This is a genomic window from Pseudomonas sp. Ant30-3, from assembly GCF_000690905.1.
Classification (GTDB): domain Bacteria; phylum Pseudomonadota; class Gammaproteobacteria; order Pseudomonadales; family Pseudomonadaceae; genus Aquipseudomonas.
The window spans coordinates 41,748-56,743 of the sequence record NZ_JMCL01000080.1 but is presented as its reverse complement, the minus strand read 5'-3'; the positions used below and the strand labels follow the sequence as shown (position 1 = coordinate 56,743).

Genomic DNA, 14,996 nt, shown 5'->3' with positions numbered 1-14,996 from the left:
TGGCGAGGGGATTTATCCCCGCTGGGTTGCGGAGCAGTCCCAAAACTAAAGAATGCGGTGTATCAGACACGCCGTAGTTGCAGTTTATGGGGCTGCTTCGCAACCCAGCGGGGATAAATCCCCTCGCCACAATGGACGCGGTGCATATTCCCTACGGGGACATCACTCTGTCATGCCGGTCGGTTACATCAATAGCTGATCACGACCGCACGACGGAACCGTGCAAAAACGCGACATTTTTTGTTGATCTCGAGCCCCTCACGCCCTAAAGTTCGCGCCGAACGTCCATGCTGGAAACGATCCATCCGGCTCAAGTACTGACGACGAGACAGCAAGGCCAAGGGCAGCACCGCCTCCCGTGGCCTTTTTGCTTTCGGCGACATGCCTTGGGAAGTAGGCGAACCAAAGTGGGGATACGGAGGACGTTCATTGCACCCATTGTTCATTCAAGTTTGCCAGCAGGAGATCCCCCAGCATGTCGATCAACGTCGATGACTATTTTGCGCGCGATACCTTTCAGAAAATGAAAGCGTTCGCCGACCAGCAGGAAACCCCGTTCGTGGTGATCGACACCGCGATGATCAGCAAGGCCTATGACGATCTGCGCGCCGGTTTCGAATTCGCCAAGGTCTACTATGCGGTCAAGGCCAACCCGGCCGTTGAAATCATCGATCTGCTCAAGGAAAAAGGCTCGAACTTCGACATCGCCTCTATTTACGAGCTCGACAAAGTGATGAATCAGGGCGTTGGCCCGGATCGCATCAGCTACGGCAACACCATCAAGAAATCCAAAGACATTCGTTACTTCTACGAGAAGGGCGTGCGCCTATACGCCACCGACTCCGAAGCCGACCTGCGCAACATCGCCAAGGCTGCGCCGGGTTCAAAAGTCTATGTGCGCATTCTCACCGAAGGCTCGACCACGGCTGACTGGCCGCTGTCGCGCAAATTCGGCTGCCAGACCGACATGGCCATGGACCTGCTGATTCTCGCTCGGGACCTGGGCCTGGTGCCGTACGGCATCTCGTTCCACGTCGGCTCGCAACAGCGTGACATCAGCGTCTGGGACGCGGCTATTGCCAAGGTCAAAGTTATTTTCGAGCGTCTGAAAGAAGAAGACGGCATCGTTCTCAAGTTGATCAACATGGGCGGCGGCTTCCCGGCCAACTACATCACCCGCACCAACAGCCTGGAAACGTACGCTGAAGAAATCATCCGTTTCCTCAAGGAAGATTTCGGTGATGACCTGCCGGAAATCATTCTTGAGCCCGGCCGTTCGTTGATTGCCAACGCGGGTATTCTGGTCAGCGAAGTGGTGCTGGTGGCGCGCAAATCCCGTACTGCCGTAGAGCGCTGGGTGTACACGGATGTGGGCAAGTTCTCCGGCCTGATCGAAACCATGGACGAAGCCATCAAGTTTCCGATCTGGACCGAGAAGAAAGGCGAAGTGGAAGAAGTCGTCATCGCCGGCCCTACCTGCGACAGCGCCGACATCATGTATGAAAACTACAAGTACGGTTTGCCACTGAACCTGGCCATTGGTGATCGTTTGTACTGGTTGTCGACCGGTGCTTACACCACCAGTTACAGCGCGGTGGAATTCAATGGCTTTCCGCCGCTGAAGTCGTTTTACCTGTAAAGCGCTGCACGTAAAAATCAGAAGCCCATGACCTGTCATGGGCTTTTTTTGTATATGGAATTAAACGCAATCCCCGTAGGAGCCGGCTTGCTGGCGATCCAGACCCCGCGGTACACCAGACACACCGCGTGTTCGTCAATCGCCAGCAAGCCGGCTCCTACAAGCGATCGGATTCCAGCTTCAGCTCGGCGTGACGCTGATCGTAGTCGGTGGCAAGAGTGCGAATCTGCGGATCGGCTGCATTCAATAAGGCTTTACTCGCCACCCGCAGGAAATTCAGATTTCCGCCGGCCAGCGCCGCACGCAACCAGACCATTGCCTCATCGATAAAACCTTCATCCGCCAGCACTGCGGCATGGCTGAATTGCCCACGAAAATCTCCGGCGAGCGCCGAGCGTCGATACCAATCGCGTGCAGCTGGTGGGTCAGCCGGACAAACCTGGCCCTCCTCCAGATAACGCCCGAGCAGATTCATCGATTTGCCGTGGCCCAGTTCCGCAGCCCGACGATAGAGGTTCAACGCCCGCAACGGGTCGGCCGTCACACCGCGGCCGGTCGCCAACAGGTTTGCGTAGTTATACATCGCCCAATCCAGCCCGGCTTCGGCTGCCATTCGATAATGCCGCGCAGCCACCGCAGCATCCGCCACACATCCCCAACCATGCTCATGACAACGCCCGAGCATGTTGCGCGCCATCAGATGCCCGCGCTGCGCGGCAATGTTGAACCAGCGCACGGCTAGCGGCTGGTCCTGGGAAATGCCACGTCCGTCCAACAGAATCTGCCCGAGCAACGCTTGGGCATCGACCACCCCTTCACCGGCAGCCATCAGAATGGCCTGAGCCGCCCGCGCCGGGCTTTCCTCAAGCATGGATTTCAGCTGATCACCATCAAGCACTTCTTCGCGGCGCAATTGAAACGTCATACCTCGACCCAGCGGCGCAAAAGGTTGTGATACGTACCGGTGAGGCGAATCAGCGAAGGATGGTCCGGCACGTCCCGGGTCAGTTGCTGGATCGCTGCGTCCATCTCGAACAGCAGCGCCCGCTGGCTGTCTTCGCGTACCAGACTTTGCGTCCAGAAAAATGAAGCGAAGCGTGTGCCACGTGTGACCGCGTTAACCTTGTGCAGGCTGGTTCCGGGGTACAGAACCATGTCACCGGCGGGCAACTTCACGCGCTGGGTGCCGTAAGTGTCCTGGATTTCCAGTTCGCCGCCGTCGTAATCCTCGGGCTCGCTGAAGAACAGCGTCGCCGACAGATCGGTGCGTACGCGCTCGATGCTGCCCTTGGGCTGGCGCACGGCATTGTCGATGTGGAAATCGAAACTGCCACCGGCGGTATAACAGTTCAACAACGGCGGGAAGACCTTGTGCGGCAACGCTGCCGACATGAATAAAGGGTTTTTCCACAGCCGTTCCAGCATTGCCGCGCCAATTTCCTTGGCCAGCGGATGCCCCTCAGGCAACTGCAGATTGTGCTTGGCCTTGGCGGACTGGAAACCCGCGGTGATTTTGCCGTCGGCCCAATCCGCCTGTTCCAGTGCCTCACGGATACGCTGCACTTCTTCTTTAGCGAACAGGCCGGGAATGTGCAGCAGCATGAGACGACACCTGATATCGAAAGGATGGCAATGGTATTGATTCTTATTGCCCATGTAAAACCATCGCGACGAACGAATCATCCAAAACCGTAAGGGCAAAATGTAAAGAATGTAAATTCAGTGCAAATAGTAACGTTTCGCAATTGATACCGATACGCGTCTACCCTATATTCCGCGACCTCAAATCCTTGGGGAGGGGAATTCCGCATGTCACGCCAACAACCACAATTACCTGTCAGCTCACCGCGTTTGCTCGCCTCTGCAATTGGCGTGGCTATCACCGCCGGCTCCGCAGGCCACATGGTTTTCGCCGCCGAGAAGACTGACGACAAAGCGCCGACCAATGCGATTTCCCTGGACGCGACCGCCATCACCGGCGAGACCCAGGACGAGACCAGCTACAACGTCGAAAAAGCTTCCTCACCCAAGTACACCGCGCCGCTGGTGGACACGCCGCGTTCGGTCACGGTGATCCCGCAGCAAGTGCTCAAGGACACCGGTGCGCTCAACATGCAGGACGCGCTGCGCACTGTGCCGGGCATCACCTTTGGTGCCGGTGAAGGTGGCAACCCGCAGGGCGACCGTCCGTTCATTCGTGGTTTTGATGCCCAGGGCGACACCTACCTGGATGGCGTACGCGATACCGGTTCGCAGAGCCGCGAGATCTTTGCTGTTGAGTCCATCGAAGTCAGCAAGGGTCCGAACTCGGCCATCGGTGGCCGTGGCGCGGCGGGTGGCACGATCAACCTGGTGAGCAAAAAGGCGCACGCTGGCAACTCGTTCGATGGCGGCTTCACCTGGGGTTCCGATCAGACCCAGCGCTACACCATGGACGGCAACTATCAGTTCACCGACACCGCCGCTGGCCGTCTGAACCTGATGAGCCACGAAAGCAACGTCGCCGGCCGTGACAGCGTCGATTACGACCGCTGGGGCGTCGCGCCATCGCTGGTCTTCGGCCTGGGCACCGACACTCGCGTCAACCTCGATTACTACCATCTGGAAAGCAACGACACGCCGGACTCGGGCATTCCGTATTCCATTCCTGTAGCAGGTTCCGCAGGGCGCACAAAATCCAACCCGGACAAGCCTTATGCCGGTGGCGATGACAGCAACTTCTATGGCCTGGGCCGCGATTTCCGCAAGGGCCGCACCGACACCGCGACCTTCGCCATCGAGCATGATCTGAGCGACGCGCTCACCGTCAAGAACACCCTGCGCCACGGCAACAGCATGCAGGATTACATCCTCACCCAGCCGGACGACAGCAAGGGCAACGTCAACAACGGCACCGTCTGGCGTCGGGCGAATACCCGCGTGAGCAATACTCAGACCACCACCAACCAGACCGATCTGTTTGGTGATGTGTACGTCGCCGGCTTCAAGAACAGCTTCTCCACCGGCATCGAATTGAGCCGTGAACAAAGCGAGAAATCCTCTTACAACGTCAACACTGATACGACGCCGGCGACAGCTGCCGTCACCACCAACTGCCGTCCGGCAATCATCGGTGCGCCGAGCGGTTACAACTGCACCTCGCTGTCGAACCCGAACGCGAACGATCCCTGGAATGGTGCGATCTCGCGCAACTACGCCGGCACCGACACGCAGTCCGATACCTACGCGCTGTACGCCTTCGACACCCTCGAGTTGTCCGAGCAATGGCTGGTGAACATGGGCCTGCGTTACGACCATTTCGACACCGATTACAAAACCTACAACGCCGCCGGCACCACCACCGCCAAGGGCGACGACGTCAGCGAGTTCGTCACCGGTCAGTTCGGCGTGGTGTACAAGCCTACCGAGAACGGCAGCATCTATGCGTCGTACGCCACGTCGGCAACGCCACCGGGCGCGACCTTGGGCGAAGGTCAGGAAGGCAATCCGCTGGGCGGTTCCACCGATCGGGCCGGCAATCTGCTGAGCAGCGACATGGAGCCGGAAACCACCAAGAACTACGAGATCGGTACCAAGTGGGACCTGCTCAATGATCGTCTGTCGCTGACCGCTGCGATCTTCCGCACCGAGAAAGACAACGCTCGCGTGCAGGTCGATACCACTTCGTACGAGAACGCCGGGACCACCCGCGTCGACGGTCTGGAATTGTCGGCCACCGGCAAGATCACCGAACAGTGGCAAGTGTTCGCCGGTTACAGCTACCTCGACGGCAAGCAGGTTGACGGTGGCCCATTGGGTGCAGCGAACGACGGCAACCAGTTGCCTAACACGCCGAAGAACAGCGCCAGCGTGTGGACGACTTACGCCATCACGCCGAAGCTGACCATCGGCGGCGGCGCGTTCTATGTCGACGACGTGTACGGCAGCACAGCGAATACCACCATGGTCGACTCCTATGTGCGTTACGACGCCATGGCCAGCTACAAGGTCAGCAAAAATCTCGACCTGCAGCTGAACGTGCAGAACCTGACCGACGAAACCTACTACGACAAAGCGTTCTCGACCCACTTCGCCAATCAGGCGGCGGGCCGTACAGCGTTGGTGAGCACCAACTTCCACTTTTGATTGTCAGCCACGCAACCCAAGTAGGGGCTGGCTTGCCAGCGATCGCGGTGGGTCAGGCAATATCAATGTTGGCTGACACACCGCTATCGCGAGCAGGCTCACTCCTACATGGATCGCAGATCAGAGCCAGGCCCCGTTCATCTGCATGAACGGGGCTTTTGTGCGTAAACACCAAGCTTCTCGACAACCCACGGCATAATGCCCGCCGTGATGATCATTTTCGAACGAACAAGGCGAGTGATGTGTTGAAGAAAACCCTGTTCCAGTTGCACTGGTTCTTCGGCATCAGTGCCGGGCTGGTCCTGGCCCTGATGGGCATCACCGGAGCGACGGTGTCGTTCCAGGATGAAATCCTGCGCGCACTCAACCCCTCGGTGTTGCAGGTCGAGAAGCAGGTTGCCGGCGTCCTGCCGCCCGCCGAACTGGTGGAAAAAATCGAAGGCGCGTCCGGCAAGAAAGTCTCGATGCTCACGGTCGAGACCGACAGCGGCAATGCCGCGCGGGTGTTCTTCACCCCGCCGCCCGGCGAGCGGCGTGGCGAGATGCGTTACTTCGATCCCTACACCGGCGAATTCATGGGCGCTGCCACGGGCCAGGAATTCTTCGGCCTGATGCTACGTCTGCACCGCTTCCTCGCCATCGGCGACACCGGTCGGCAAATCACCGGTGCCTGTACGCTGATCCTGATTTTCTTTTGCCTGTCCGGCCTGTACCTGCGCTGGCCACGCCAGTGGAGAAACTGGCGCGCCTGGCTGACCCTCGACTGGAAGAAAAAAGGCCGTAGCTTCAACTGGGACCTGCACTCGGTCGCTGGCACCTGGTGCCTGATGTTTTACCTGCTGGCCGCACTGACGGGTTTGTCGTGGTCCTACGAGTGGTACAACAAAGGCCTGACCCGTCTACTTTCCGATTCGCCAAAGAGCGAGCGTGTTCGTGGTGGTCGCGGCCCGGCGCCGAGTGGTCCGGCGCCAACCGCCGATTACGCGGCGATGTGGAGCAGCATCTACAGCGCTGCCGGCCCGGCATTGAGCTCCTACAACATCCGCATGCCACCCGTGGCCGGCCAACCAGCCACGGTGTTCTACCTGCTGAACTCCTCGCCGCATGACCGCGCGCTGAACCAGATCAGCCTTGATCCGGCGACCGGCATCGTCAAACGTCACGATCGCTACAGCGACAAAAGCCTCAAGGCGCAACTGCTGACCAGTATCTACGCGCTGCACGTCGGCAGTTATTTCGGCATGATCGGGCGGATCATCCTGACGATCAGCGCGCTGACCATGCCGCTGTTTTTCATCACCGGCTGGTTGCTCTACCTGGATCGTCGACGCAAGAAAAAGCAGATCAGGGACGCGCGCCAAGGCCTTGTGCAACCGGGCAGCGACACACCGGCATGGCTGATCGGTTTTGCCAGTCAGAGCGGGTTTGCCGAACAACTGGCGTGGCAGACCGCCGGGCAATTACAGGCCGCCGGACTGCCGGTGAAGGTTCAGCCATTGGCGACAGTCAGCGAGCAGGATCTGCTGGACTCAAGCAACGCGCTGTTCGTGGTCAGCACCTTCGGCGACGGCGAAGCACCCGACAGCGCCCGTGGGTTCGAACGCAAAGTGCTGAGCCGGGCCTCGAGCCTGGGCAGCCTCAACTACGCCGTGCTCGGACTGGGTGACCGGCAGTACCAGCATTTCTGCGGTTTCGCTCGACGCCTGCACACCTGGCTTAGCGAACACGGCGGCAAGCATCTGTTCGCCCCGGTGGAAGTCGACTGCGGCGACCCCTACGCTTTGCGTCACTGGCAGCAGCAACTCGGCCTGCTGACCGGACAGGCGCCCGTAGACACCTGGCAGGCACCCAGCTACGACAACTGGACGCTCACCCGCCGCGAGTTGATGAACCCTGGCAGCAGCGGCGGGCCGGTCTATCTGCTCGGCCTCAGCGCTCCGACCACCAGCAGCTGGCTGGCCGGTGACCTGGTGGAAGTCCTGCCGCGCAACTGCCCGTGGGCGATCGAACATTTCCTCGATGGCTTGGGGATCGATGGTCGCGCGGCGGTGACGCTGGAGGGTTTCTCACAACCGCTGGAGCAAGCGCTCGCCACTCGGCAATTGCCGGAGAATCGAACTCACCTGGTCGGCCTGCATGCGCAAGCCTTGGTCGATGCGCTGGTGCCATTGGCGATGCGCGAATACTCGATCGCCTCGATTGCTGCCGACGGTGTGCTGGAGCTGATCGTGCGTCAGGAACTGCACCCCGACGGCAGCCTCGGTATCGGCTCAGGCTGGCTGACCGAACACGCACCGGTGGGCAGCGCCATCAGCCTGCGGGTGCGGCGCAACAGCGGCTTCCATCTGCCGGTCGAACCGGTGCCGATGATTCTGCTGGGCAACGGCACCGGCCTGGCGGGGTTGCGCAGTTTGCTAAAGGCGCGTATCGCCGATGGGCAACAACGCCATTGGCTGTTGTTTGGCGAACGTAATCGCGAATTCGATTACCTGTGCCGCGACGAGTTGGGGGAATGGCTGACTTCGGGCGATCTGGAGCGGCTGGACCTGGCGTTTTCGCGGGATCAGGCAGAGAAGATTTACGTGCAGGATCGTCTGCGCGAGTCGGCTGATGTGCTCAAGCAATGGCTGGCGGACGGCGCGGTAATTTACATCTGTGGCAGCTTGCAGGGCATGGCTTCGGGCGTGGATCACGCGCTGAACGAACTGCTCGGCATTGAAGAAGTCGATCGCCTGATTGAGCAGGGCCGTTACCGGCGGGATGTTTACTGACGCAATGCCACCGTTCGGGAGCCCCCTGACGCCGCGCGAAACGTGATGTCAGGGTTACCCCGCACTCAAACACAGCTCAGCGCGATTCTGGTAGCTTACCCTGTGGAGCGGGCTCTTCGAGCTTGCCTCGCGACTTGATCTCGTCATCCTCTTTCTGGCCAAGACAGACGACCTTCGAGCAGTTGTTGTTCCGTTTACACATTTCGTCGCAGGAAATGTCCTTGTGATCGTCGATCCGACATCTGTCTGCAGTGCCGCTTTGATAGACACCGTTGGAGTCATTGTCTTTTCCTAAAAAAACGCATAGAAAAGTGCCTCCGCCGATAGGGGCTATATCGCAGTAATAAGCTCCCGCCATCCCCCACTCCCCATTGCATAATGCTGCGCTGGGTTGATTGTCGTTGGTGCAGGCTGACAGCGAAAATGCACAGACGATCAAGGACACAGCTGCCTTGAATGATGCTGCTGGTTGAATATTAATAAGCGTCATTGTTTACCCCGACTGTTTATCCGAATGCCCCTCCCTGCAAGCTTCAGATAAACACGAGCTACAAACACCTGTGATAAATGACAGATCTTCAAGCTGATTCGATATAAAAAACGCAGAAATACATTGCCCCGGTGAAGTGAGGACGATACTTCACCGAAAGCGATCACCTTGCTCCTCAAGTTCTTGTATCAAACGCTCACGGGTTCCGCCGCCAGCTCGACAACCTCAGGCCGCTTGAGCAACGCATACGCCACCGCCGTCACCAGACTCCCCGCCACAATCGCCAGCAGATAAAGCAGCGCATGGTTGATCGCATTCGGGATCAGCATCACGAACAGCCCGCCGTGCGGCGCCATCAGTTTGCAGCCGAAATACATCGACAAGGCACCGGTCAGCGCGCCGCCGGCAATGCTCGCCGGGATCACCCGCAACGGGTCCTTGGCGGCAAACGGAATCGCGCCTTCGGAGATGAAGCACAGGCCCAACACCAACGCGGCCTTACCGGCCTCGCGCTCGGTCTGAGCGAATTTGCGCCGGGCGATGAACGTGGCGATGCCCAGGCCAATCGGCGGCACCATACCGGCGGCCATGGTCGCGGCCATTGGTGCATAACTCTGCGAGGCCAGCAGCCCCACCGAGAAGGCATAAGCCGCCTTGTTGATCGGCCCGCCGAGGTCGACGCACATCATGCCGCCCAGCAACACACCGAGCAGAATCGCATTGGTGGTGCCCATGCTGTCGAGGAACTGCGTCAGCCCGGCGAGCATGCCGGCGACCGGTTTGCCGACGACATAAATCATCACCAGGCCGGTGAACAGGCTGGCAAATAACGGGATGATCAGAATCGGTTTCAGCGCTTCCAGGCTCTGCGGCAAACGCGCATAACGATTGATCGCCTGCGCCGCATACCCGGCGATGAAACCGGCAATGATCCCGCCGATAAACCCGGCGCCCAGGGTGCTCGCCAACAGGCCACCGATCATTCCCGGCGCTAGGCCCGGACGGTCAGCAATCGAGTAGGCGATGTAACCCGCCAGCAGCGGCACCATCAGCTTGAACGCGGTGTCGCCACCGATCTGCATCAGCGCGGCGGCCAGCGTGCCCTCCTCCTTGAAGGCGCTGATGCCGAAGACGAACGACAACGCGATCATCAAACCGCCCGCCACCACCATCGGCAGCATGAACGAGACGCCAGTCAGCAGGTGTTTGTAGACGCCGGTTTTCTCCTGTTTAACCGGACCTGTTCCAGCGTTTGCCGCGCTCTCCTGACGACCTTCGGCCAAGGCTTTGTTCAGCGTCGCTTCGGCTTGCTTGAGGGCGATGCCCGTGCCGCAGCGGTAGATTTTCTTGCCGGCAAAACGCTCGGTCGCCACTTCGATGTCGCACGCCAGCAGCACCACGTCGGCATCGGCAATCGCTGCCGCACTCAGTGGATTGCGCGCGCCGACCGAGCCCTGGGTCTCGACCTGCAAGTCATAACCCAGACGCTTGGCCGCTTGCTGCAAGGCTTCGGCCGCCATGAAGGTGTGGGCTACACCGGTCGGGCACGCCGTAATAGCGACCAGACGCGGTGCATTCTTGACGATGGTTTCAGGTGCGTCGAGCGCATCGGGCGCGACGTAAACCTGCGCCTCTTCTGCACCGCGCCGCAGCACTGCTTCGACATCTTGCAGGGCTTGCGCCGGGGCAATCTGAAAGACGCGTTTGCCGACGAACCGGGTCATGTCCACCGCTCCGGTGGCGACCAGCAATACCCACTCGGCCGCCTCAATCGTGGCCGCCGACAACTCGCGCTCGGGATGCGCCGCATCCACCACTTCTACGCTGGTGCTCCAGCCCTGACGTTGCGCTGCAGCGTCAAGCAAACGGGCGCACAGCACACTGGTGACCATGCCGTTCGGACAGGCCGTAACAATGGCTAACTTCATCACAAACCCTCTTATTGTTCTGTCAGGGGACGCACGCGCACACCCTGTTCGAGCTGCGCCAATTGCGCCGCATCGGCGATTCCGAAACCAATCTGGGTGACCGCCTGCGCGGCAATCGCCGTGGCGGTGCGCAGGGTCTGTTCAGGCGTGTCGGCACTGAGCAGACCATGGAGCATGCCGGCCAGTAACGAGTCGCCGGCACCGACCGTACTGGCGACAGTGACCTTGGGCGGCGTGGCATGCAGGGCCGAGCCGACACTGAACCAGTTCACCCCTTCGGCGCCGTCGGAAATCACTACGTGCTCGATGCCTTGGGCGTGCAGACGACTCGCGGCCTGCGCTTGCGCCGTCACCGAAGTCACCTCGATGCCGAGCACATCGGCAAGCTCTTCGGTGTTGGGCTTGATCAGCCACGGTCCGGCTTCAAGCGCTGCGCGCAAGGCCTCGCCACTGGTGTCGAGCGCCACCCGCACGCCGAGATCTTTCAAGCGCACGATCAACGCCTGCAACCACTGCGCACTGATGCCTTGCGGCAGGCTGCCGGCGACGACCACCGCGTCATGCCCCGGCGCGATCTGGTCGATACGATCCAGCAACGCCTGTTGCGCCGCGTCGCTGACCATCGGCCCGGGGCCGTTAATGTCGGTGATACGGCCGTCGCTTTCCGCGAGTTTCAGATTGCTGCGGGTCTCGCCGGGGACGCGGATGAAGGCATCGACAAACCCGCGCTTGGCGAACAATGCTTCGAACGCTTGCTGATTGTCCTCGCCGAGAAAACCGCAGACCGTGAGCTGATGCCCGAGGTCGGCCAACACTTGCGCGACGTTGACACCTTTACCGGCCGCGTGGGTGTGCATCGCTTCACTGCGGTTGACTTGACCGGGCTGCAGACGCGGCAATTCGACCGTGAGGTCGAGCGCCGGGTTGAGGGTCAGCGTTAAAATCCTGGCCATTACAGGGCCTCCACTAATGCGCGCACTTCATTTGCGCTGCCGACGGCCAGGGCCTGTCGGGCAAGGGTTTGAGACTGGGTCAAGCTGAGTTCGCGGATGCGCGCCTTGACCTCGGCGATGCTGCGCCCCGACACGCTCAATTCATCGACACCCAGGCCGACCAGCACCGGCACCGCGAGCGGATCGGCCGCCAGCTCGCCGCAGACGCCAACCCATTTGCCATGGGCGTGCGCCGCTCGCACGGTGATGTCGATCAGTTGCAAAACCGCCGGGTGCAAACCGTCCGCCTGGGCCGACAAGGTCGGATGGCCACGGTCGATGGCCAAGGTGTACTGGGTCAGGTCATTGGTGCCGACGCTGAAAAAGTCGACTTCCTTGGCCAGCACCGGCGCCAGCAACGCCGCTGAAGGCACTTCGATCATGATTCCCAGTTGGAGATCCGCGACCGGGATTTCCAGGCGCAAACGCTCGGTCATGTCTCGCGCCTGGCGCCACTCGTCGACGCTGCCAACCATCGGGAACATGATCCGCAACGGACGGTTGTCGGCGGCACGCAGCAAGGCGCGCAGTTGCGCTTCCATGATCTTCGGACGTTGCAAGGTCAGGCGAATGCCGCGCACGCCGAGGAACGGATTTTCTTCCTTGGCGATCGGCCAGTAAGGCAGCGGTTTGTCGCCGCCGACGTCAAGCGTGCGCACCACCAGCGGCCGACCTGCGAGGCCATCGAGGACGCGACGGTATTCAACTTCTTGGGTGGCCTCGTCCGGCGCCTGCGAGTGGGCCATGAAAATCAGTTCGGTACGCAGCAGGCCAATGCCTTCAGCGCCCTGCTCGACTGCGCTGATCACGCCAGCGCTTTCACCGATATTGGCGAACACTTCCACCGCGTGACCATCGCGGGTCAGTGCCGGTTGATTACGCTGTTCGGCGGCCGCTTTGAGGCGTTGCTCACGGGTGTCGCGCTCTTGCGTGGCGCGCTGCAGGGTGGCCGCGTCGGCGTCCACGTGCAGGCGACCGCGCTGACCGTCGAGCAATAACGGCGTGCCCGGCGCCAGCAGCAACACGGCTGCGCCCGCCCCCACCAGCGCCGGAATCCCGAGCGCACGGGCGACGATGGCGCTGTGCGCGGTGGCGCCGCCGCGTGCGGTGAGGATGCCAGCTACACGTGCCGGATCAAGCCGCGCAACGTCGGACGGACCGACTTCGTCCATCACCAGAATGTACGGTTGCTCGGGCTCGCCCGGGTTTTCGATGCCGCACAGTTGCGCCAGCACCCGGCGACCAACGTCACGCAAGTCGGCGGCGCGTTCAGCCAGCAACGCATCCTGCAGCGCTTCCTGTTGTTTCGCAGCGGCTTCGATCACCGCCATCCACGCTGCTTCGGCGCTCTCTCCTTGCTTGAGGCGGGTCTCGACTTCATCGGTCAATTCCGGGTCGTCGAGCATTTCCTGGTGCGTGATGAAAATCTCGCGAATCGCTTTGGAGGTGCTGCGTTCGATCAGTCCTTCGATGTCGCGTCTAACGTCCGCCAGCGCCTGCTTCAGTCGCTCGCGCTCGATGGTCGCCGATTCGCCGCGCAGCGGGTATTCGATGATTTGCTGCACTTGAATATGCGCCGGGCCGATGGCGATGCCCGGGGCCGCGGGGATCGCTTGAACCAGGCTGCCGGACGCCGGCGCGAGCAGTACTTCGGCGATGTCTGCGAGCATTTCGGGCTGTTGGCTGACGGCAGGCAATGGCTCGATTTCTTCGCCGAGGCCTTCTTCGATCGCAGCCAGCAAGGCCGGCAACGCATCGGCGGCAACGTTCGGCTCGGCAATGAATTCCAGCACCTGACCGCGACGGGCGCCAAGGCTGAGCAGCTTGCTAAGACTCTTCACCGATACCGCGCTGTCCTGGCCATCGACAATCCGCACGCGAATTTCGCCGTCAAAACTTTTCGCCAACTGCGCGAGGATTTTCGCTGGTCGTGCGTGCAAACCGTGGGCATTGGCCAGGGCGATGCGCGCACTCGGCCAATCGGCGGGTAGTTCGCCGCCAAGCACTTCGAGGACTTTTCGACTGCTGGTCGCACGGCCCAATTCGTGGCCGCGCCCCTCGATCAGCAACGCGCACAGACGTTCGAGCAATGCCTGATGCGCTTCACCCAGGCTGGCCAGGCAGAACAGACCGCTCAGCGGTTGACCGAGGTAGCGCATCGGTTTGTCCGGAGTGACGAAGGCCAGCCCCGGACGTTTCACCGTTTGCTCGCTGTGCAACCACCACAAGCCGTCGCCCAGCGGCAGCGCTTCGACTTGTTGCAGCACGGCCGCGAAGCCATTGCTCACACAATCGGCCTGGCGCAACAAACGGGCGCCGCGCCAGACCAGTTCTTCGAAGTCGTCAGCGGACACACCGAGGCCGATCATCTGCGCATCCAGCGCCAGTTCCTGCGGCGCGCCTTGCAGCAGTTTCAGCAGTGCTTCGGCGGAACCGGCACGGCGCAGAGCCTGACCTAAATCGGTCTCGCCAAGAGCGCGGGTGAGCAGTTGCAGAAGTCTGAGGTGCTCATCGGATTTGGCCGCAATGCCGATCGCCAGATAAACGATCTGACCATCGCCCCAATCCACGCCCTCGGGAAACTGCATCAGGCGCACGCCGGTGGAAAACACCTGATCGCGGGTCTCCGGGGTACCGTGGGGGATGGCAATACCTTGCCCGAGAAAGGTCGAGCCCTGCACCTCGCGCGCTTGCAACCCGGCGAGGTAACCCTCGGCAACCAGGCCGTCGGCGACCAGATGTGCAGCCAGTAATTGCAGCGCGGCGGGCTTGTCCACGGCCGACTGGCCCATGGATATCTGCTCTATGGTGAGCTCGAGCATGCGTTCTCCTTTTTGGCGCCTGATGACGCCAGGTATTGTTTTGACTGTTTCAGCTTAGGCGCTTGGGCTTCACTTTTGGCGGTTTCACGGCAGAACCGGCCAAATGCCCTTATCTGGTAGAAAACGCTAATGCTGAAACGTTTAATCTAGAATGATTGGCACGTTACTCGATTATGTCCCATCCTTGAAGTCCAACTTGTCGGAAGCGTTGCGACAGTGGTCGTGTGCG

The 14,996-nt window shown here is 60.7% G+C and carries 9 protein-coding genes; 3 read left to right on the top strand and 6 right to left on the bottom strand.

Annotated elements, in window-relative coordinates; genetic code table 11:
* Window positions 1–475: 475 nt before the first annotated feature.
* Entirely contained in the window at window positions 476–1,639 is a 1,164-nt protein-coding gene (locus DU29_RS0119300) for a type III PLP-dependent enzyme (protein WP_028623154.1), read from the top strand.
* 157 nt (window positions 1,640–1,796) lie between these two features.
* On the opposite strand, the gene DU29_RS0119295 is transcribed toward DU29_RS0119300, so the two are convergent.
* Together DU29_RS0119295 and DU29_RS0119290 are read right to left on the bottom strand one after the other, a co-directional pair.
* Window positions 1,797–2,564, bottom strand: a complete 768-nt coding sequence (locus tag DU29_RS0119295) for a tetratricopeptide repeat protein (RefSeq protein ID WP_028623153.1) — start codon at window positions 2,562–2,564, stop codon at window positions 1,797–1,799.
* Complete coding sequence (locus DU29_RS0119290) at window positions 2,561–3,241, bottom strand: Fe2+-dependent dioxygenase (protein ID WP_028623152.1); 681 nt, start codon at window positions 3,239–3,241, stop codon at window positions 2,561–2,563. The genes DU29_RS0119295 and DU29_RS0119290 overlap by 4 nt, the downstream gene beginning before the upstream one ends.
* 207 nt (window positions 3,242–3,448) lie before the next feature.
* On the opposite strand from DU29_RS0119290, the gene DU29_RS0119285 reads away from it, so the two are divergent.
* Both DU29_RS0119285 and DU29_RS0119280 read left to right on the top strand, forming a co-directional pair.
* Complete coding sequence (locus tag DU29_RS0119285) at window positions 3,449–5,764, top strand: TonB-dependent receptor (protein ID WP_028623151.1); 2,316 nt, start codon at window positions 3,449–3,451, stop codon at window positions 5,762–5,764.
* Window positions 5,765–6,006: 242 nt separating this feature from the next.
* Window positions 6,007–8,535, top strand: coding sequence for a PepSY domain-containing protein (locus DU29_RS0119280; protein ID WP_028623150.1), 2,529 nt, complete (start codon window positions 6,007–6,009; stop codon window positions 8,533–8,535).
* A 76-nt stretch (window positions 8,536–8,611) separates the two neighbouring features.
* Here the strand turns inward: DU29_RS0119280 and DU29_RS0119275 are convergent, their stop codons facing one another.
* The 4 genes from DU29_RS0119275 to ptsP all read right to left on the bottom strand — a co-directional run bounded on the left by DU29_RS0119275 (window position 8,612) and on the right by ptsP (window position 14,767).
* Window positions 8,612–9,025 (bottom strand): hypothetical protein, encoded by a 414-nt coding sequence (locus DU29_RS0119275; RefSeq protein ID WP_152635564.1) that lies wholly within the window; start codon window positions 9,023–9,025, stop codon window positions 8,612–8,614.
* 188 nt (window positions 9,026–9,213) lie between these two features.
* Window positions 9,214–10,953, bottom strand: a complete 1,740-nt coding sequence (locus tag DU29_RS0119270) for a PTS fructose-like transporter subunit IIB (protein WP_028623148.1) — start codon at window positions 10,951–10,953, stop codon at window positions 9,214–9,216.
* Between the two features lie 11 nt (window positions 10,954–10,964).
* Complete coding sequence (gene pfkB, locus DU29_RS0119265; RefSeq protein ID WP_028623147.1) at window positions 10,965–11,906, bottom strand: 1-phosphofructokinase; 942 nt, start codon at window positions 11,904–11,906, stop codon at window positions 10,965–10,967.
* Window positions 11,906–14,767, bottom strand: coding sequence for a phosphoenolpyruvate--protein phosphotransferase (gene ptsP, locus DU29_RS0119260; protein ID WP_028623146.1), 2,862 nt, complete (start codon window positions 14,765–14,767; stop codon window positions 11,906–11,908). The genes pfkB and ptsP overlap by 1 nt, the downstream gene beginning before the upstream one ends.
* Window positions 14,768–14,996 lie beyond the last annotated feature (229 nt).